This window comes from Deinococcus radiopugnans ATCC 19172 (genome assembly GCF_006335125.1).
Taxonomy (GTDB): Bacteria; Deinococcota; Deinococci; order Deinococcales; family Deinococcaceae; genus Deinococcus; species Deinococcus radiopugnans.
This window is the reverse complement of record NZ_VDMO01000026.1, coordinates 33,419-50,902: the sequence shown is the minus strand read 5'-3', so window position 1 is coordinate 50,902 and position 17,484 is coordinate 33,419. Positions and strand designations below refer to the sequence as shown.

The window sequence follows — 17,484 nt, the reverse complement described above, 5'->3', positions numbered from 1 at the left end:
ATGGCGCGGAACAGCTGTGCCATGCGCTGCGGTGGAACCTGCCCGAGTTACCTGAGTTGGTCAGGCTACTGAGCACGCCGTTTCACGCATCAGGAGCGGCTTGAAGCTAAGATGTCCGGTACAGAGCAAATGCTCTAAGGTCAGGACATGAGGTTCAAGACCAAGGGCGCCGCTCTGGGCACAGGTCTGGCGGTTGGAATTGCGCTGGGCCTGATCATCGGGCTGGCCACGAGAAATACAGGCGCTGGCATCGCGATCGGGGTGGCGCTGGGCGTAGCGATCGGCAGCGTGTGGGGCCGCGATCTGCCGGACAAATAATACGGACTCCGATTGAAAGGTGTTGAAAACACCTAGAAATCCGAGCAGAGCGAGCAAGAGAAAAACGGGTTCCGGACGTGGAGTGTAGAAATCGGGACAGCACCGATTTCTACACGAAACAAACGGAATCCGTATAATTCACCGCAACACACGACTGACGTGAAAGGGCGCCCCCTCCCCTGCCCCGTCTTGGATTCGGACCAGTCGCTGCCAGACCATAGAACAGCCGCGCCGCCAAACCTGACAGGTCGGCGGCGCGGCTGCAGCAGTCTGCAGCGGTCTTCAGACGCTCAGGAGTTCGAGCGGCTCTGGGCGTTCTCGTCAATGGGAATGTTCGCCAGCAGCACCACCATATCGCCGCGCTGCTCGATCTCGATGCTGCTGTGGCCGGTGGGGAAATAGCGTTGCACCACTTCCAGCAGGTCGTTTCTCAGGGCTTCGACCTTGCCGGGGGGAATCTGGGCGCGGTCATAGGCCAGCACCAGTTCCAGGCGGTCTTTCAGGGTTTCTTTGGAGCGCCCACGCTTGAGCCAGGAAAACATGTCAGGCCCCCCCGAACAGGCGGCGCAGGGCGGCCAGGAATCCGCCTTCCACATCGGGCTTGGGATACGGCACGTCTTCACCTCTCAGGCGGCGGGCGGTGGCCATGAAGGCCTCGCCCGCGCGGGTCTTGCCCAGTACGGCGGGTTCGCCCACGTTGGTGGACACGATGATGCCCTCGTCCTCGGGCACCACGCCGATCGGCTTGACCCCCAGGATGTCCAGAATGTCGGCCTCGGAAAGCATGTTGCCGCTGGCGACCATCTTGGGCCGCAGGCGGTTGATGACCAGCCGGATCTCGTTGATCTGCTGCGCTTCCAGCAGCCCGATGATGCGGTCGGCGTCGCGCACGCTGGAGACCTCGGGGTTGACGACCACCAACGCGCCGGTGGCCGGGGCGGCGGCCGTCCGGAAGCCCGACTCGATGCCGGCCGGCGAATCGATCAGCACGCGGTCAAAGCCCTCGGTCTCGATCAGGCCGCGCACCACCTCCCGGAACACGTCGGGGTCCAGGGCGTCCTTGTCGCGGGTCTGGCTGGCGGGCAGCAGGTGCAGGTTCTCGATGCGCTTGTCGCGAATCAGGGCCTGACTCATGCGGCACTTGCCCTCCAGCACGTCGATCAGGTCAAACACCACCCGCGATTCCAGACCCATCACCACGTCCAGGTTTCGCAGGCCCACGTCCACGTCGATCACCACAACCTTCTCGCCGAGCTTGGCCAGCGCCGCTCCGATATTCGCGGTGGTCGTGGTTTTTCCCACGCCACCCTTGCCCGACGTGACCACAATTACCTTGGCATCCATTGCCCGGCAGTGTAGCGCGTGTGACGCTTTGGCGTGGGCGGGGGTGCCGGGCGGCGGGAAAGGCTGGCGGCTGACATACTCGGCAAATGGTTGCCCATCCTCCTTCCCAGACGGCCCAGGTCATCGCGGTCGGCGGCGCGAATATGGACCTCAAGGTGCAGACGCTGGCCCCCGCCGTGCCGGGCACCAGCAATCCGGGCCGCGCCGCGCAGACTCCCGGCGGCGTGGCCCGCAACGTGGCCGAGAATCTGGCCCGACTGGGCGTGCGCGTGGCGCTGCTCTCGGCGGTGGGGACGGACGCGCTGGGCGACGGCCTGCTGCGGCAGACAGCGGAGGCGGGCGTGGACGTGTCGCCCACCCGGCGCGCGGCGGACCAGGCCACGGGAACCTACACGGCAGTGTTGGACAGGGGCGGCGAACTGCTGATCGCGGTGGCCGCGATGGAAATCATGAGCGCCCTGACACCAGCAGCGTTGCTGGAGCAGGATGAACTGCTGCGCGGCGCACACTACATCGTTGCGGACGGCAACCTCCCGCCCGACACGCTCCTGCATCTCTTGCACCAAACCGGGGAGGGTGGGGCGCGGGTGGTCTTCGAGCCGGTCAGCGTGCCCAAGGCGGTGCGGCTGCTGCCCGCGCTGGAGGCTGGACACGCGCCCTGGGCCATCACACCCAACCTGAGCGAACTCTCGGCGCTGGTGGGGACCGACGTGGCGGATAACGCGTCGGCCATCCGGGAGGCGGCGCTGACCCTGCACGGGCGCGGCGTGGAGGTGGTGTGGGTCCGGCGCGGCGGGCGCGGCAGCCTGCTGTCGGCGGCAGATGACTCGTGGGAACTGCCCGCCCTGAGCGCGGAGGTCGCGGACGTGACCGGGGCCGGGGACGCCACGCTGGCCGCGTTCCTGGCGGCGCTGCTGGGCGGGGAGACGCTGCCGGACGCGGCGCGTGAAGGCCACGCGGCGGCGGCCCTGACCGTGGAAAGTGATCAGACGGTGGTGCCGGACCTGACGCGGGCGGCGGTGCGGCGGCGGGCAGGTTACTGATCATGGCCTGATCACGCCCCCGCCTTTAAGGTGACCCCAGGTGCAGCAACCCGTGCGGGAACCGGTCTCGCAGGGGTTCGCCGGGCAGCAATCAGGAGGGTGGGGCATGACCAGACACGGGCATTATCCGATGGGTGGGGAAAATCCGCCGCGCAGTGTGGCCTACGAACAGGGCAAGTTCGGGCGGCTGTTTCCGACGCTGCCGCCCATCGGGCTGGACACGCCCACGCTGCGCGCCGCATTGATGGAACTGGGGCAACCCGGCGGGCGGATGGACGCGGGCGACGACCTCAGCGACCCCGTGGCGCTGCTCAGCGATCCGGCGCGCAGCGTGAACAATCCCAACAACCCGGACCTGTCGGCGGGCATGACCTTCCTGGGACAGTTTCTGGACCATGACCTGACCTTCGACCCGACCTCCAGCCTGGAGCGGCAGGTGGACCCGGAAGCGATTTCCAACTTCCGCACGCCCGCGCTGGAACTGGACAGCGTGTACGGCAGCGGACCGGGCGCGACGCCCCACCTGTACGATCAGCAGCCCGCCGATCCCTTTGACCGGGGTATCAAACTGCTGACCGAGGCGATTGACGGCTGTGAGGCCGTGTCGCGCGGCGGCGTGACCCGCCACGATCTGCCGCGCAACCGCCAGGGCGTGGCCCTGACCGGCGACCCGCGCAACGACGAGAACCTGATCGTGTCGCAGCTTCACCTGGCCCTGCTGCGCTTCCACAACGCGGCGGTGGACCATGTGCGCGCCGAACTGGGCGCCGCTGCCCGCCCCGCCGAGGTCTTTATGGAGGCGCAGCGGCTGGTGCGCTGGCACTACCAGTGGATGATCGTGCATGAATTTCTGCCGAAAACCTGCGGACCAGGCGTGGTGCAGGACGTGCTGGAAAGCGGGCGCAAGTTCTACAAGTGGCGCAACGCGCCGTACATTCCGGTGGAGTTCAGCGTGGCCGCCTACCGTTTCGGGCATTCGCAGGTGCGCCCCAGCTACCGTGCCAACTTCGGCGCGGACGACGCCGGACAGTTCGTCGGGCTGATCCTGGATGCCAGTCTGCCGCCCAGCCTGGACCCGGACGATCTGCGCGGCGAACACCGGGCGCCCCGGCGTTTCGTGGACTGGCAGACCTTCTTCGACTTTGGCGACGGGCGGGTCAAGCCCAACAAGAAGATCGATACCAGGCTGTCCAGCGTGCTGTTCGCGCTGCCCGGCTTCGGTGCGGGCGACGTGGCCTCGCTGGCCCAGCGCAACCTGCTGCGACAGCTCACCTTCAGCGTGCCCTCGGGGCAGCGGGTGGCCCGCGCCATGAAGCTGGACGAACTGCTTGCCGCAGATCTGGACGATCTGAAAGACCTGCATCTGGAGGCCCGGACGCCGCTGTGGTACTACATCCTGCGCGAGGCGGACGTGCAGCAAGGCGGCAAGCGCCTGGGCGCGGTGGGCGCGCGCATCGTCACCGAGGTCTTCGTGGGTGTGCTGGAAGGCGATCACACCTCGTACCTGGCCCTGGACCCCGAGTGGGCCCCCATCTTCGGCCAGAACGGCGACTTCGGCATCACCGATCTGCTCAGCTTCGCTGGTGTGGTGGTGGAGTTCTAATACGGACTCCGATTGAAAGGTGTTGGAAACACCTGGAAATCCGAGCGGAGCGAGAAAGAGAAAAATGGGTTCCGGACGTGGAGTGTAGGAACCGGCGCTCTCCCGGTTCCTACACGAAACAAACGGAATCCGTATAACACCTGGGGCGGCAGCCTGCCTCCTCGCGTACCCTGGGGGACATGAACCTCCCAGGAATTCGCCCTGAAGTCGCCGCTTTAATGGACCTGACCCCTGAAGTCGCCGCCGCGCTCCAGGCCGGGGGACCGGTGGTGGCGCTGGAAAGCACCATCATCAGTCACGGCATGCCCTACCCGCAGAACGTGGACATGGCGCGCGAGGTAGAGCAGATCGTGCGCGACAACGGCGCGACGCCCGCCACGATTGCCGTGCTGGGCGGCCGCCTGAAAGTGGGCCTGAGTCCCGACGAGCTGGAAACGCTGGCCACCGACAAGACCGTGCAGAAGATCAGCACCCGTGACCTGCCGGTGACGGTGGCGCTGGAACAGAACGGCGCGACAACGGTGGCCTCCACCATGCGGATCGCCTCGCTGGCCGGCATCCGCGTGTTTGCCACGGGGGGCACCGGCGGCGTCCACCGGGGCGCGGGCCAGACGATGGACATCAGCGCCGATCTGCTGGAACTGGCCCGCACCGAGGTCTGCGTGGTCAGCGCCGGGGTCAAGAGCATTCTGGACATCGGCCTGACGCTGGAGGTGCTCGAAACCCAGGGCGTGCCCGCCATCACGCTGGGCAGCGAGGAATTCCCCGCCTTCTACTCGCGCCGCATCGGGTTTGCCTCGCCGCTGAGCGTGGCGAACGAGGCCGAGGCCGCCCGCGTGCTGCACGCCAAGTGGACCCTGGGTCTGGGCGGCGGCGTGATGCTCGCCAACCCCATTCCCGAGGCGGACGAGATTCCTGCCGACGAGATGGCCGGGCAGATCGAGCAGGCCTTGGCGGACATGAACGCGCTGGGGCTGACCGGCAAGGACACCACGCCGTACCTGCTGGGCCGCATCGTGGAGATCACCGGCGGGCGCAGTCTGGACACCAACATCGCGCTGGTGCGCCACAACGCGGCGGTGGCCGCGCGGGTGGCCGTGGAGTACGCCCGGCTGGAGGCGTAAGCGCCGCTCACCGTTCCTGATCAATCGGCCCAGACACAGCCCCCTGCCATATGGAGGGGGCTATTTCTTTTCTGGTGGGGTGTCAGGGGGTTACCCCCCGGCGGTCTGGGCCTCCTGCCCTGCGGAGGCCAGCCGCAACCCCTCGGCCCGGTCCGTCTGCTCCCACGGGAACTCCGGGCGTCCGAAGTGGCCGTAGGCGGCAGTCTGGGCGTAGATCGGGCGCTGCAAGCCCAGTTGCGCGATGATCGACTGCGGGCGGGCGTCGAAGTGGGCGCCCACCAGTTCGGCCAGCCGCTCGTCGCTCAGCGTGCCGGTGCCGTAGGTGTCCACCCGCAGGCTGACCGGCTGGGCGCGGCCAATGGCGTAGGCGACCTCCACCAGCGCGCGGCGGGCCAGCCCGGCGGCCACCAGATTCTTGGCGATGTAGCGGGCGTAGTACGCCGCCGAACGGTCGACCTTGGTGGGGTCCTTGCCCGAGAACGCCCCGCCGCCGTGCGGCACCGCCCCGCCGTAGGTGTCCACGATGATCTTGCGCCCGGTCAGCCCGGTGTCGCCGTGCGGCCCGCCGATCACGAAACGCCCGCTGGGGTTGATGAAGTACTTGGTCTGCGGGGTCAGCAATTCCTCTGGGATGACGGCCCTGATGACGTGTTCGAGCATGTCGGCCCGGATGCGCTCCTGGGTGGCGTCCTCGTCGTGCTGCGTGCTGATGACCACGGTGTCCACGCTGACCGCCCCGCCCTCGTGCGGTTCGCCGTCGCGCACCACCGTCACCTGGGCCTTGGCGTCGGGACGCAGGTAGGGCAGCGTGCCGTCCTTGCGCAGTTCGGCCAGGCGGCGCGTCAGCGCGTGCGCCAGCGAGATCGGCAGCGGCATCAGCTCGGGCGTCTCGTCGGTGGCGTAGCCGAACATCAGCCCCTGGTCCCCCGCGCCGATGCGGCTGTGGGCCTGGGCCGGATCGGCCTGCTGTTCCGGGGTCATCTCGCGCCATTCCTCGGAGGTGTCCACGCCCGCCCCGATTTCCGGGGACTGCTCGTGGATCGCCACCAGCACCGCGCTGTACTCGGCGTCGAAGCCGTAGTTGGCGCGGGTATACCCCACCTGCTTGACCGCCTCGCGCACCGTTTTCTGAATGTCCACGTGGGCGGTCTCGGCGCGGACCTCGCCGGCCACCACGGCCATGCCGGTGGTCAGCAGCGTTTCCACCGCCACCCGGCTGCCGGGTTCCTGGCGCAGAAACTCGTCCAGAATGCTGTCCGAGATGAAGTCCGCGAGCTTGTCCGGGTGACCTTCCGAAACCGATTCCGAGGTATAGAACTTTTGCATGTCTCAGCTCCTGTACGTGCCGGGGAGGCGTCTCACAGAACAGCCTGGAGAGGGATGGCGCTGTGTGCCCGGCTGACGGCCCCGCCCCATGCCCGGAGCGTGGCAAGAGCAGGGTAACGCACCGGAAGGGGGGCAAAAAAGGAAGGATACGCCCCATTCCCCTGACATTCCCCTGACCTGAGCCCTCAGAATGGAGGGCAATGAGCCACGTCGTTGTCATCGAGGACGAGGAGACGGTGCGGGAGGTGCTGCGCTTTCACCTGGAGCGCGCCGGGCTGCGGGTCACGGCCCTTGAATCCACGGCGGGCGGCCTGGACGCCCTGAACGGCGCCGACGCGCTGGTGCTGGACTGGATGCTGCCCGGCGAGAGCGGGCTGGGCTTTCTGCGCCGGGTGCGGGCCGACCCTGACCTGCGCCGCCTGCCGGTGCTGATGCTCACCGCCCGCGCCGCCGAGGCCGAGCGCGTGGAGGGCCTGGAAACGGGAGCGGACGACTACCTAACCAAGCCCTTCAGCGCCGCCGAACTGGTGGCCCGCGTGCGCGCCCTGCTGAGGCGCAGCCAGCCGGACACGCCCCAGACGCTGGCGAACGGCCCGCTGTCCATCGACCTGGGCAGCGCCGAGGCCCGGATGGCCGCGCAACGCCTGAACCTGACCCGCCGCGAGTTCGACCTGCTGGCCTTCCTGACCCAGCACGTCGGGCGGGTCTATTCGCGCACCGAACTGCTGGACCGGGTGTGGGGCGCGGATTTTCTGGGCGGCGAGCGCACGGTGGACCAGCACGTCACGCAGCTGCGCTCGCACCTGGGCGAGACAGTGGGCCGGCCCGCCTTTCTGGAAACCGTGCGCGGCCGGGGCTACCGCATGCGCCCGTGGGCCGAGGCCAAGTGAACTCCACGGGCGGAACGGCGGATTTCTGGATCGACGCGCTGCCCCAGGCGGTGCTGCTGTGCGAGGGCGGCACCGTGGTCCGCCTCAACGCGGCGGCCTCGCGGCTGTGGGGCGTGTCGCAGGCGCGGGCGGCAGGCCGTCCGGTGCTGGAGGTGGTGCGGCGGCACACCCTGGAGGCCCTGATCGAGCGCGGCGGCGAGCTGGAGCTGGAGGTAAGCGGGCGCACGCTGCGCTGCGCGGCCACCCGCGACGGTGACGCCTGCGCCCTGATCGTGGAGGACCTCACCGCCCACCGCCGCCGCGAGGCCGAACTGCGCGAGGCCACCGCCGTCCTCTCGCACGAGTTCCGCACCCCGGTCACGGCCCTCAGAGGCGTGCTGGAGGCGCTGGAGTACGACATGCCGCGCGAGCTGTCGCAGAACTTCGTGCGCCAGGGGCTGCAGGAAACCGGGCGCCTGGCGCGGCTGGTGGAGGACCTGGCGGTGGGATTCCGCCCCACCCGCGCCCGCACGCTGCCGCTGGCCGAGGCGTTCGCCCGCGCCGAGCGCCTGCTGGAAGGCGAGTTGACCGCCCGAGGCTCGCGCCTGAGTTTCGGGCCGGACCATCTGGTGCGCGCCGATCCCGACAAGCTGCTGCAGGTGCTGCTGAACCTGATCGAGAATGCCCTGAAATACGGGCCGCCGGACCAGGACATCGAGGTTCAGACCGCCGCGCGCGGCAGCTGGGCCGAGGTCTGCGTGCTGGACCACGGCCTGCCCATTCCCGACAGCGACAGCCTGTTTCAGGCCCATACCCGCGGCGCAGGAGCCACCGGACAGGGCAGCGGCATGGGGCTGTACATCGTCCGCAGCGTCGTGCAGGGCTGGGGCGGTCAGGCCTGGGCCGCGCGCTTAGGCGGGCGCAACGCCTTTTGCTTCACGCTGCCGGGGGTTGGCAGCATGGGCTAGACGAGGGGCTGACCCGCCGCCCCGCCCCTCCCACCTGCCGGAACCCACCAAGGAGTGCCCCATGCGTGAAGTGCTTGAAAATGACCTGCAAAGCGTCCTGAACGGCGCCCTGAACATGCTGAACACCGTCGAACAGATGCTGCCGGTGGCCGCCGACGTGCTGCTGCACGAACAGACCGAGCGGCTCCCGGAGGTCCGCGCCCTGGACCGCGAGGTGGACGCCCAGGAGGCCCGCATCGAGGCCGAATGCCTGCGGATCATCGCGCTGCACCAGCCGGTGGCCCGTGACCTGCGGCTGGTGGCGCTGATCCTGAAAAGCCTGTCGGACATCGAGCGCATGGGCGATTACGTGGTGCACGTCGCCGAGGACGGCGCGGAACTGGCCCAGGCCCCGGCGCTCAAGAAATACGTGAATCTGGCGCGCATGCTGACCCGTCTGGGCGAGATGAGTCAGAACCTGCGCACGGCCATCGCGGAGCGCGACGTGACCCGCGCCGAGGCCACCATCACGATGGACGACGAGGTCGACGACCTGTACGAGCAGATTCAGCGTGAACTGGTGACCTACATGCTCGAAGACCCGCGCAACATCAGCAAGGCGCTGATGCTGATGCGGGTGGGGCGCAGTCTGGAGCGCGTCGGCGACCACATGGAAAACGTCGCCGAGCGCGTGCGCTACTGGGTCACCGGGGTGCGCGAGGCCTGAGGGCCAGCGGGCTTCAGCTGCGGGTCACCACACAGCTGCCGCCGAGCACACCGTTCCCAAGCTTGGCAAACAGGCCGTTGATCTCGTCGGCTGAACCTGCCAGGCTTACGCCCTCATAGCGGGTCTGGTTGCTGTCATACGACCCACCCAGGTAACAGGCCACCAGCCGTTTGGATTCGGAGACATCCCAGACCACGAAGCGCGTGGACCGCTCCAGCTCGTAAAGGGCGATGTAGCCGTTGTCGGCGTCGTAGAACCAGCTCCCTCTGCCACTGTTGTCGCGGTACAGAGGGTCTTCGTCAACCAGCGTGATCTTGCCTTCAATTTTATTGAAGTTCTGGTCGGTTCCGCTGATGGTCCAGGTCGTGCCCGTCTTGAACGGATAGCGTGGTACCGGGGTCGTGGAACTCCTGGTGCTGGAATCGCCAGCGGCGGGCGCACAGGACGCCAGCGAGACGGCGGCAGTCAGGGCGGCAAGAGACATCAGGGCGGGCTTCAGAAGGGCAGGATTCACAGCCGGCGAGTGTAGAGGACCGGTGAGGCGCGGCGCGGAAGATTTGCCGTCCTCCCCCGGTGGGGGCGCTCCGCCCGGGCAGCCCTACTTGCCGAAACGCCGGTCCCGGCCCTGAAAGTCCCGCAGCGCCCGCAGAAAGTCCACCCGGCGGAAGCCCGGCCAGTACACGTCGCAGAAGTAGAACTCGGAATACACGCTCTGCCAGAGCATGAAGCCCGACAGCCGGATCTCGCCGCTGGTGCGGATGATGAAGTCGGGGTCTGGGGTGTCGGCGGTGTACAGGTGCGCGCTGATGTGGTCCGGGGCCAGTTCGGCGGCGGCCTGCGTCAGCGTGAGCCCGGCGGCGGCCTGCGCCGACAGGTGGGTCTTGACCGCGTCCACGATCTCCTCGCGCCCGCCGTAGCCCACGGCGATGTTCAGGCGCATGCCGTCGTAATGGGCGGTCTTGGATTCCAACTCGCGCAGGGCGTCCAGCACATGGCCCGGAAAATTGCTGTGCTGCCCAATGGCGCGCACCCGCACGCGGTTGGCGTGGATGCGCGGATCGGTGGACAGGTTCAGCGCCTCGCGCTGCAGCAGGCTCAGGATGTGCGCGATCTCTTCCGGGTCACGGCTGCTGTTGTCGGTGGACAGCACCCAGATGGTTACGGCGGGAATGCCCAGTTCCAGGCACCACTGCAAGACCTCGTGGGCCTTGTCGGCCCCGAAGGAGTGGCCCATCTCGCGGCCCATGCCCCCGGCCCGCGCGTAACGGCGGTTGCCGTCCAGAATCAGGCCCAGATGACGCGGCAATTTGCCCCCCGCACCCACCTCGCGGGCCAGTCGCTGCTCGTAACCCCACAGCAGCGCCCCACGCGCCGCGCTGCGTGTTTTCTGGAGCGTGCGGACGGCGGCGGCAGCGGGCTTGGACTTCATAAGCAGGGGTAGTGTAGCGCGCGGCAAAAGATCGGCGCGTCCCTCAAACGGATGAACCTTCGGTGAGTGGCGCGGCAAACAGGCTCTGCTGCCGCGCCTGCAGCAGCCCCAACGCCTTGTGGTCCAGTTTCGAGAGGGCCGCCGTCGCCACCGCCTGCCGGGGCAGACCGGAAGTCGCCGCGTAGACGTGCAGCGTGATCTGGCGGTGGGTCATGCTGTGGCTGACCTGTCCCAGCAGTTCGCCGGGGGTGGCACCCAGCCGCTCACACACCGTCTTCAAAGCCTCCGACACGCTGCCGTCCGGGCCAACCGCCTGCATCGGCAGGCCCATCAGGCCGCCCAGCAGTTGGCCCTCTCGCCGCTCCAGCACGGCCTGCCTGTCATCGCCGATCAGCAGGGCCACCGCCTGCACCGCCCGCGCCGCCGTTCTGACTTTGGGCGCGGGAAAGGCCGTGGGCGTGCCGCTCGCCCGCGCCGCGCAGTGGGCCGCCAGGGGACATTCGGGGCAGCGCGGCGCTCGGGGCGTGCAGACCGTGGCCCCCAGATCCATCACGGCCTCGTTCCACGCGCCAGGACGGTCCGGTGACAGCAGGGCGTCGGCCCGCGCCTGGACCCACGCGTCGGTGGACCGGGCCTCGCCGTACAGCCGTGACAGCACCCGGCGCACGTTGCCGTCGTTGACCGCGCGGGCCTCGCCGTGGGCCAGGCTCGCCACAGCGGCGGCGGTGTACGGCCCCACCCCCGGCAGCGCCAGCCAGCCGCCATAATCGGTGGGAAAGCCGTCCGCAGCGATGAGCTGCGCCGCGCGGTGCAGGTTGCGGGCGCGGGCGTAGTAGCCGCAGCCCTCCCAGGCTTTCAGCACCGCCTCAACAGGCGCGTCGGCCAGGGCTTCAACTGTCGGGAACGCCTCCAGAAAGCGGTCATAGTAGTGCAGCCCGCGCGCCACCTGCGTCTGCTGCAGCAGGATCTCGGCCACCCACACGCGGTAGGGATCGCGCCGCCCCTCGGAGCCCAGCCGCCACGGCAGGTCACGGCCCGCAGCATCGAACCACGCCAGCAGCGCCGCGCGCAATTCGGGAATAGGGGCGGACATGGGGGCTGAACCGGCAGTCACCGCGCCAGTGTAGGGGCGCAGTGACCGGTCAACCGTGTGTTTTGACGGCAGGCCTGCCGCTCAGGCGTTGCGTCTCAGGTCTAGGCCCGAACGCCCTCGCGCCGGACCGCGCCGGACGCCGCCGGGGTGCGGATGCGGCGGCGCACGCCCTCGGAGTATTCGGCCAGATCGGCCAGGATGTCGGCCACGCCCACGCGCAGCAGAAACTGGCCGCCAGGCAGCGGGGTCAGGGCCAGGAAGGGGGCGCGGGTCAGGGTTTCCAGAATGCTGCCCAGTTCGGCGTAGTTGACGCCGCTGCCCAACTTCTCGGCCAGCCGCGGCACGCTGATCACGCTGTGGGCCGGCTGCTGCGCCAGCGTCAGCAGCACGAAGCTGAAGATGCCGCGCTGCGCCAGATGGGCGCTGATCAGTTCGGCGATGCTGGCGGCGGATTCCAGGTCTACATGGCCCGCCTTCCAGTACCCGCGCAGGTCCACCGGCGACAGCGGGGCCAGCCGCGCGTGTTCGTTCAGGGCGGCCAGTGCCTCGTGGGTCAGTCGGGACACGCCCTGCGGCTCGTCGCCCTCGCTGCACAGCAGCACGCGGTAGCCCTGCTCCTCGTTCCAGGCAGGGGTAGTCCGGGCCGCCTCGTCCAGCGCCACCAGCACCGCGTAACTGTGCGCGCCCAACTCGGCCTTCAGGCGCAGCACGCCGCCGCCCAGATGGTCCAGGCGGTAGCCGGTCAGCCGGGCCAGCTCGGCCAGTTGCGCTTCGGGCATCTGGTCCAGTTCCTGGGCATTCGCGCCGAGGGGAGACGGCGCAGGGTCAGCCGCCGGCAGGGTCCCGGTTGCTGTGCCGGTCCGGGCCTCCGCGCGCAGGGCCTCGCCACCGACACGCGGCTGCATGGGCGGCTCGGCGGGCGCGGGGCTGGGCGTGGCCACCCCTTTCCAGTCGGCCCGGATCTTCTCGCTGGTCTGCTGACTGACCTGCTGCGCCGTGGCTTTCGGCTCGCCGGCCCGCTGCTCACTGGCTTTCGGATCGGTGGCTTTCGGATCGGTGGCTTTCGGATCGGTGGCTCGCGGGTCAGCGGCCCTCTCGGCGTGGCTGGCGCGCACCTCGGTGACCCGGACCTCCTGACTGACGGGGTCCGGGACGCTGGCCTCGGCCGGTGCGGGCGGGGCCTCGGCCGGCTGGGGCGCGACCTCCTGCATGCGGACCTCGCGCACATGGGCGGTGGAGGACACCACCACGCGCCGCGTTTCCGGGGCCTTGCCCTGCTCACGCCGGGGCAGGGGCGGCGGGGCATGCGGCTTGACGATGGCCTCCACCTGATAGCGCGCCGGGGCCAGATTGGTGATGATCAACACGTCGTTCACGCCCAGATGCTGCGCGTGGTACAACCCGCCCAGGCCCCAGATGCGAGCCCGCTCGGTGTCCACCTGCACGCTGTGTTCCTCGCCCTTGTCGTCGACGAAGACGGCGGGGCCACTCTGCGGAAAGGTGGACTGCAGGTACTTGAGAAGGCTCAGGCTGCCTTCTTGCAGGCAGGGGCGGGTCACGATGTAACGCATTGATTTCATGCGGGAAACCTCCATTTTAGAACGCACGCACCTGACCGGACCGGCCAACGGCGCGTGATGCTACGGTCTGAATTGTTTCTAAAGTAGCAGAATGCAGCGTCCTCGGGGGCGCAACTGCCCCCCGTCCCCCCGGTTTCCGGCGCCGCGACTGGGCGCGGGTAGACCCGAGCGCGGGCCACACTGGGTCCCCCCACTCCCACCTCGCGGCCCGGCCCGCCCTATGCTGACGGGCATGAGTTCACGGACCACTGACCCCCACCCAGCCACCGACGCCGTTCCCAGCCCACAGGCACGGACGCACGAGCTGATCACGCGCTACTACGCTGCCTTCAACAACAGCGATCCGGCGGGCATGCTGGAACTGCTGAGCGACGACGTGCAACACGACATCAACCAGGGTGGCACCGAGCTGGGCAAGGCCGCCTTCGCCGCCTTTCTGGCCCACATGGACGCCCACTACCGCGAGGAAGCCCGCGACGTCACGGTGATGGTCAGCGCCGACGGCGTGCGTGCCGCCGCCGAATTCGTGATCCACGGCGAGTACCTCAAGACCGACGCAGACCTGCCCGCCGCCAGAGGGCAGAACTATGCGCTGCCCGTGGGCGCGTTCTTCGAGGTGCATGGCGGCCAGATCGCCCGCGTGAGCAACTACTACAACCTGCAGGACTGGACCCGGCAGGTGGGCGGCTGAACACTGCGCGGCTGAACACTGTGCCGCCAGAAATCCGGGTGACAGCCCTGAGCGGCCCCGAGGCGCGGCCCTTCGTGGCCGAACTGGCACGGCTGCGCATCGGCGTGTTCCGCGCGTTTCCGTACCTGTACGACGGCACGCCCGAGTACGAGGAAACGTACCTGCAAACCTACCTGAACAACGAGAACGCCGTCGTGATCCTGGCCCGCGACGGTCAGGCCGTGATCGGGGCCAGCACCGCCGTGCCGCTGGCGGGCGAGACGGCGGAGGTCAGGGCTCCGTTTGAGACTTCTGAACTTGACGGGTCGGACGTGCTGTACCTGGGTGAGAGCGTGCTGCGGCCTGAATACCGGGGACGAGGGCTGGGCCACGCCTTCTTCGACGGGCGCGAGGCCCACGCGCGGCGGCTGGGGCTGGGCGTGACCGCCTTCTGCGCGGTGCAGCGTCCGGAGGCTCATCCGGCGAGGCCCGCCGACTACCGCCCGCTGAACGCCTTCTGGGCGGCGCGGGGGTACATCGAACGCCCTGATCTGCAGACCACCATGAGCTGGCCGGACGTGGGAGACGACGCGGAGACGCCCAAGCCGATGCGGTTCTGGCTCAGGCGCGGGGAAGGGTAGCTCAGCGGGCGGCGGCCTGTTTCTCGGCGGCCAGCCGCTTCCTGTTCTCGTTCCAGCCGTAGGAGCGCACGGCGTCCACCACGAACCACACGGCCAGCACGCCCGCTATGCCGGCCCACAGCCAGCTTCCCGAACGCACGGCGAAGAAGGCCCCCACCGCGCACAGTGCCCCCAGCAGCACGCTGAAGATCAGGACGATGTGGGGGGGGCACGCGGCGATTGCCAAACATGGGGGCAGTGTAGGGGGCGGGGTCTTACGCTTCTCTGTCACCCGCCTGGGTCACCGATCTGCCGCGAGAGCATCACGCCCTGCAACTCGTCCACCGCGTAACCGCAGTTTTCGTAGAACGCCTGGGCTTCCGGGTTGTCGGCCAGCACCCAGACCTCCTCTATCCCTTCAGCCCGCATCTGAGTGTGCAAAGCGTCCACCAACGCGCGGCCCACGCCCCGCCGCCGCCAGCCCTCGCGCACGCCGATCTCCTCGAACATGACATGTCGGGCCTCGCCGTGCCGCTGCCGGTGAACGTAGGCCAGCAGAAAGCCGACGGGCTGACCGTCCGCCTCGGCGTGCCAGTGCCACACGGCGGGATCGGACAGGAAGGTGCGGGCGGCCTCGGCTGTCAGCGGCGGGCTGGGCTCCTCGCCCGTGAAGTCGGTTTCCTCACGGGCGATGCGGGCCAGGGCGCTTTCATCGCCGGGGCCGAGGCGGCGGACGGTGAAGGGGAGCATGGCCCAGTTTGAGGGTGGGGGCAAGCGGCGGGCATCGGTCATCTGGCGCATTCCTTCCCGTCCGTCCCGCTGCCTTCATGCCACACTGACCCTGATGCCGGATTTTGACGTGATCGTGATGGGCGCGGGCCACAACGCGCTGGTGACGGCGGCCTACGCGGCCAAGGCGGGCCTGAAGGTGGGCGTGTTCGAGCGGCGGCACATCGTCGGCGGGGCGGTCAGCACCGAGGAACTGGTGCCCGGCTACCGCTTCGACTACGGCGGCAGCGCCCACATCCTGATCCGCATGACCCCGGTGGTGCGCGAACTGGAGCTGACCCGCCACGGCCTGCACTACCTGGAAGTCGATCCGATGTTCCACGCCTACGACGGCGAGACCCCGTGGTTCATCCACCGCGACGCGGGGCGTACCGCCCGCGAACTGGAAGCCCTGTTTCCCGGCCAGGGCGAGGCGTACACCCGTTTTCTGGACGACTGGACGCCGTTTGCCCGCAGCGTCGCCGATCTGTTCAACTCCGCGCCCGGCCCGCTGGACATGGGCAAGATGGTGGTCAGTTCGGGCAAGGGCCGCGACTGGATGGAGCAACTGCCGCGCATCCTCAAGCCCTACGGCGAGGTGGCAAAGGAATACTTCAGCGACGAGCGCGTGCGTGCGCCGCTGACGTGGATGGCCGCCCAGAGCGGGCCGCCGCCGACTGACCCGCTGAGCGCCCCCTTTTTGCTGTGGCACCCGCTGTACCACGAGGGCGGCGTGGCCCGGCCCAAGGGCGGCAGCGGCGGGCTGTCCCAGGCCCTCAAGCGGGCGATTGAGGCCGACGGTGGCGAGGTTTTCGTGAATGCGCCCGTCAAGGACATTCTGGTCAAGGACGGCAAGGCGCAGGGCATCCGGCTGGAGAACGGCGACACCTACACCGCCCGCGCCGTCGTGTCCGGGGCGCATGTGCTGACCACTGCCGGGGCTTTGCCGGACGAGTTCGTCCCCGAATCTGCCAGAAATGTGCGCGTAGGCAACGGCTTCGGCATGGTGCTGCGCCTCGCGCTGTCCGAGCAGGTCAAGTACCGCCACCACACCGAACCCGACAGCCGCGTGGGCCTGGGCCTCCTCATCAAGAACGAGCAGCAACTGATGAAGGGCTACGGGCAGTACCTGGCCGGGGAGCCGTCGAGCGATCCACCTTTAATCGCCATGAGTTTTAGCGCCGTGGACGACTCGCTGGCCCCTCCTGGCGGCGAGGCGCTGTGGCTGTGGGCGCAGTATTACCCGTATGAGCTGTCGTCTGGCTCCTGGGAGACCCGCACCGCCGAGGCACGCGAGAACATCCTGAACGCCTTTGAACACTACGCCCCCGGCACGCGCGACACGATTGTGGGCGAGCTGGTGCAGACGCCGCAGTGGCTGGAAACCAACCTGGGCCTGCACCGGGGCAACGTGATGCATCTGGAAATGAGCTTTGACCAGATGTTCTCCTTCCGCCCCTGGATGCGCGCCAGCCAGTACAAATGGCCGGGCCTGAAAGGCATGTACCTGACCGGCGCGAGTACCCACCCCGGCGGCGGCATCATGGGCGCGAGTGGCCGCAACGCCGCGCAGGTGCTGGTCAAGGATCTGACGCGGAGAGGCTGGAAGTGAGGCGTGTGGGGGCAGGCGTGGCTGTTCTGAAAGCCGGAGAAGTGCTGCTGATTCGGCGGGGGGACAATGGGTTGTGGGACATTCCGGGCGGGGGCCGTCGCTGGTGGGAAACGCCCGCACGGGCGGCGCGGCGCGAACTGGCCGAGGAAACCGGCCTGAGCGTCGGCGCTCTGCACCCTTTGGGCGTCTTCCAGCACCGACACACTTACCTGGACGGCAACACGGTGGACTGGGAAACCCATGTCTTTACCTCCGAATACGCGGGGGGCGAGGCGCGGGCCGGCGACGACGCCCATGAGACGCGCTGGTGGCCGCAGGACGCATTGCCGCAAGCCGTTTCAGATGCGACAGCCCGCTACTTCGCGGCACTGAGGCAACCTCCACCCCTGCGCCAGCACGCCGGAGCCTGAC

Annotated in this window: 20 protein-coding genes; 11 read left to right on the top strand and 9 right to left on the bottom strand. The window is 68.6% G+C overall.

The annotated features are described in order from the left end of the window. The first annotated feature begins 147 nt into the window (after positions 1–147). Positions 148–318 (top strand): glycine zipper domain-containing protein, encoded by a 171-nt coding sequence (locus FHR04_RS21055; RefSeq protein ID WP_170214012.1) that lies wholly within the window; start codon positions 148–150, stop codon positions 316–318. 290 nt (positions 319–608) lie between these two features. Here the strand turns inward: FHR04_RS21055 and minE are convergent, their stop codons facing one another. Together minE and minD are read right to left on the bottom strand one after the other, a co-directional pair. Beyond that, the gene (minE, locus tag FHR04_RS17655; protein WP_139404543.1) at positions 609–860 is read right to left on the bottom strand and encodes a cell division topological specificity factor MinE; all 252 of its coding nucleotides are present in this window, start codon (positions 858–860) and stop codon (positions 609–611) included. 1 nt (position 861) lies between these two features. Further along, the gene (minD, locus tag FHR04_RS17650; protein ID WP_039685553.1) at positions 862–1,662 is read right to left on the bottom strand and encodes a septum site-determining protein MinD; all 801 of its coding nucleotides are present in this window, start codon (positions 1,660–1,662) and stop codon (positions 862–864) included. An 86-nt stretch (positions 1,663–1,748) separates the two neighbouring features. Here minD and FHR04_RS17645 point away from each other — a divergent pair, with 86 nt between their 5' ends. The 3 genes from FHR04_RS17645 (at position 1,749) to FHR04_RS17635 (ending at position 5,432) form a co-directional block, all read left to right on the top strand. After that, positions 1,749–2,705, top strand: a complete 957-nt coding sequence (locus FHR04_RS17645; protein ID WP_139404542.1) for a carbohydrate kinase family protein — start codon at positions 1,749–1,751, stop codon at positions 2,703–2,705. 106 nt (positions 2,706–2,811) lie between these two features. After that, positions 2,812–4,308 (top strand): peroxidase family protein, encoded by a 1,497-nt coding sequence (locus FHR04_RS17640; RefSeq protein ID WP_139404541.1) that lies wholly within the window; start codon positions 2,812–2,814, stop codon positions 4,306–4,308. A 179-nt stretch (positions 4,309–4,487) separates the two neighbouring features. Next, complete coding sequence (locus FHR04_RS17635; RefSeq protein WP_139404540.1) at positions 4,488–5,432, top strand: pseudouridine-5'-phosphate glycosidase; 945 nt, start codon at positions 4,488–4,490, stop codon at positions 5,430–5,432. A gap of 90 nt (positions 5,433–5,522) precedes the next feature. On the opposite strand, the gene metK is transcribed toward FHR04_RS17635, so the two are convergent. Beyond that, positions 5,523–6,758 (bottom strand): methionine adenosyltransferase, encoded by a 1,236-nt coding sequence (gene metK, locus FHR04_RS17630; protein ID WP_039685562.1) that lies wholly within the window; start codon positions 6,756–6,758, stop codon positions 5,523–5,525. 200 nt (positions 6,759–6,958) lie between these two features. On the opposite strand from metK, the gene FHR04_RS17625 reads away from it, so the two are divergent. The 3 genes from FHR04_RS17625 to phoU all read left to right on the top strand — a co-directional run bounded on the left by FHR04_RS17625 (position 6,959) and on the right by phoU (position 9,301). Then, complete coding sequence (locus FHR04_RS17625) at positions 6,959–7,648, top strand: winged helix-turn-helix domain-containing protein (protein ID WP_139404539.1); 690 nt, start codon at positions 6,959–6,961, stop codon at positions 7,646–7,648. After that, entirely contained in the window at positions 7,645–8,595 is a 951-nt protein-coding gene (locus FHR04_RS17620; RefSeq protein WP_249039200.1) for a sensor histidine kinase, read from the top strand. The genes FHR04_RS17625 and FHR04_RS17620 overlap by 4 nt, the downstream gene beginning before the upstream one ends. 61 nt (positions 8,596–8,656) lie before the next feature. Continuing rightward, complete coding sequence (gene phoU / locus FHR04_RS17615) at positions 8,657–9,301, top strand: phosphate signaling complex protein PhoU (RefSeq protein WP_139404538.1); 645 nt, start codon at positions 8,657–8,659, stop codon at positions 9,299–9,301. Between the two features lie 13 nt (positions 9,302–9,314). Here the strand turns inward: phoU and FHR04_RS17610 are convergent, their stop codons facing one another. From FHR04_RS17610 to FHR04_RS17595, 4 genes are all read right to left on the bottom strand, one after another. Further along, the gene (locus FHR04_RS17610; protein ID WP_139404537.1) at positions 9,315–9,815 is read right to left on the bottom strand and encodes a hypothetical protein; all 501 of its coding nucleotides are present in this window, start codon (positions 9,813–9,815) and stop codon (positions 9,315–9,317) included. Between the two features lie 84 nt (positions 9,816–9,899). Continuing rightward, complete coding sequence (locus FHR04_RS17605; RefSeq protein WP_039685570.1) at positions 9,900–10,730, bottom strand: isoprenyl transferase; 831 nt, start codon at positions 10,728–10,730, stop codon at positions 9,900–9,902. A 43-nt stretch (positions 10,731–10,773) separates the two neighbouring features. After that, the gene (gene mutY / locus FHR04_RS17600) at positions 10,774–11,823 is read right to left on the bottom strand and encodes an A/G-specific adenine glycosylase (RefSeq protein WP_139404551.1); all 1,050 of its coding nucleotides are present in this window, start codon (positions 11,821–11,823) and stop codon (positions 10,774–10,776) included. Positions 11,824–11,924: 101 nt separating this feature from the next. After that, positions 11,925–13,403 carry a hypothetical protein gene (locus tag FHR04_RS17595; protein ID WP_170214011.1) on the bottom strand — a complete coding sequence of 493 codons (1,479 nt, stop codon included), beginning with the start codon at positions 13,401–13,403 and terminating at the stop codon, positions 11,925–11,927. Between the two features lie 232 nt (positions 13,404–13,635). Here FHR04_RS17595 and FHR04_RS17590 point away from each other — a divergent pair, with 232 nt between their 5' ends. Together FHR04_RS17590 and FHR04_RS17585 are read left to right on the top strand one after the other, a co-directional pair. Further along, complete coding sequence (locus tag FHR04_RS17590) at positions 13,636–14,094, top strand: ketosteroid isomerase-related protein (RefSeq protein WP_139404535.1); 459 nt, start codon at positions 13,636–13,638, stop codon at positions 14,092–14,094. 38 nt (positions 14,095–14,132) lie between these two features. Continuing rightward, positions 14,133–14,714 (top strand): GNAT family N-acetyltransferase, encoded by a 582-nt coding sequence (locus tag FHR04_RS17585; protein ID WP_249039199.1) that lies wholly within the window; start codon positions 14,133–14,135, stop codon positions 14,712–14,714. Between the two features lies 1 nt (position 14,715). Here the strand turns inward: FHR04_RS17585 and FHR04_RS17580 are convergent, their stop codons facing one another. Together FHR04_RS17580 and FHR04_RS17575 are read right to left on the bottom strand one after the other, a co-directional pair. Beyond that, entirely contained in the window at positions 14,716–14,940 is a 225-nt protein-coding gene (locus FHR04_RS17580; protein ID WP_139404533.1) for a hypothetical protein, read from the bottom strand. Positions 14,941–14,981: 41 nt separating this feature from the next. Then, the gene (locus tag FHR04_RS17575; RefSeq protein WP_170214010.1) at positions 14,982–15,485 is read right to left on the bottom strand and encodes a GNAT family N-acetyltransferase; all 504 of its coding nucleotides are present in this window, start codon (positions 15,483–15,485) and stop codon (positions 14,982–14,984) included. Positions 15,486–15,537: 52 nt separating this feature from the next. On the opposite strand from FHR04_RS17575, the gene FHR04_RS17570 reads away from it, so the two are divergent. Together FHR04_RS17570 and FHR04_RS17565 are read left to right on the top strand one after the other, a co-directional pair. Continuing rightward, positions 15,538–17,073 (top strand): phytoene desaturase family protein, encoded by a 1,536-nt coding sequence (locus FHR04_RS17570; RefSeq protein ID WP_139404531.1) that lies wholly within the window; start codon positions 15,538–15,540, stop codon positions 17,071–17,073. Beyond that, the gene (locus FHR04_RS17565) at positions 17,070–17,483 is read left to right on the top strand and encodes an NUDIX domain-containing protein (protein WP_338084768.1); all 414 of its coding nucleotides are present in this window, start codon (positions 17,070–17,072) and stop codon (positions 17,481–17,483) included. Before FHR04_RS17570 ends, FHR04_RS17565 begins: the two co-directional genes overlap by 4 nt. Position 17,484 lies beyond the last annotated feature (1 nt).

Bases quoted from the DNA above. Each gene is read 5' to 3' on its own strand.
- FHR04_RS21055 (WP_170214012.1), top strand. From the start codon at position 148: ATGAGGTTCAAGACCAAGGGCGCCGCTCTGGGCACAGGTCTGGCGGTT.
- FHR04_RS17625 (WP_139404539.1), top strand. From the start codon at position 6,959: ATGAGCCACGTCGTTGTCATCGAGGACGAGGAGACGGTGCGGGAGGTG.
- phoU (WP_139404538.1), top strand. From the start codon at position 8,657: ATGCGTGAAGTGCTTGAAAATGACCTGCAAAGCGTCCTGAACGGCGCC.
- mutY (WP_139404551.1), bottom strand. From the start codon at position 11,823: ATGTCCGCCCCTATTCCCGAATTGCGCGCGGCGCTGCTGGCGTGGTTC.
- FHR04_RS17645 (WP_139404542.1), top strand. From the start codon at position 1,749: ATGGTTGCCCATCCTCCTTCCCAGACGGCCCAGGTCATCGCGGTCGGC.
- metK (WP_039685562.1), bottom strand. From the start codon at position 6,758: ATGCAAAAGTTCTATACCTCGGAATCGGTTTCGGAAGGTCACCCGGAC.
- FHR04_RS17570 (WP_139404531.1), top strand. From the start codon at position 15,538: ATGCCGGATTTTGACGTGATCGTGATGGGCGCGGGCCACAACGCGCTG.
- FHR04_RS17635 (WP_139404540.1), top strand. From the start codon at position 4,488: ATGAACCTCCCAGGAATTCGCCCTGAAGTCGCCGCTTTAATGGACCTG.
- FHR04_RS17590 (WP_139404535.1), top strand. From the start codon at position 13,636: ATGAGTTCACGGACCACTGACCCCCACCCAGCCACCGACGCCGTTCCC.
- minE (WP_139404543.1), bottom strand. From the start codon at position 860: ATGTTTTCCTGGCTCAAGCGTGGGCGCTCCAAAGAAACCCTGAAAGAC.
- FHR04_RS17595 (WP_170214011.1), bottom strand. From the start codon at position 13,403: ATGAAATCAATGCGTTACATCGTGACCCGCCCCTGCCTGCAAGAAGGC.
- minD (WP_039685553.1), bottom strand. From the start codon at position 1,662: ATGGATGCCAAGGTAATTGTGGTCACGTCGGGCAAGGGTGGCGTGGGA.
- FHR04_RS17605 (WP_039685570.1), bottom strand. From the start codon at position 10,730: ATGAAGTCCAAGCCCGCTGCCGCCGCCGTCCGCACGCTCCAGAAAACA.
- FHR04_RS17575 (WP_170214010.1), bottom strand. From the start codon at position 15,485: ATGACCGATGCCCGCCGCTTGCCCCCACCCTCAAACTGGGCCATGCTC.
- FHR04_RS17640 (WP_139404541.1), top strand. From the start codon at position 2,812: ATGACCAGACACGGGCATTATCCGATGGGTGGGGAAAATCCGCCGCGC.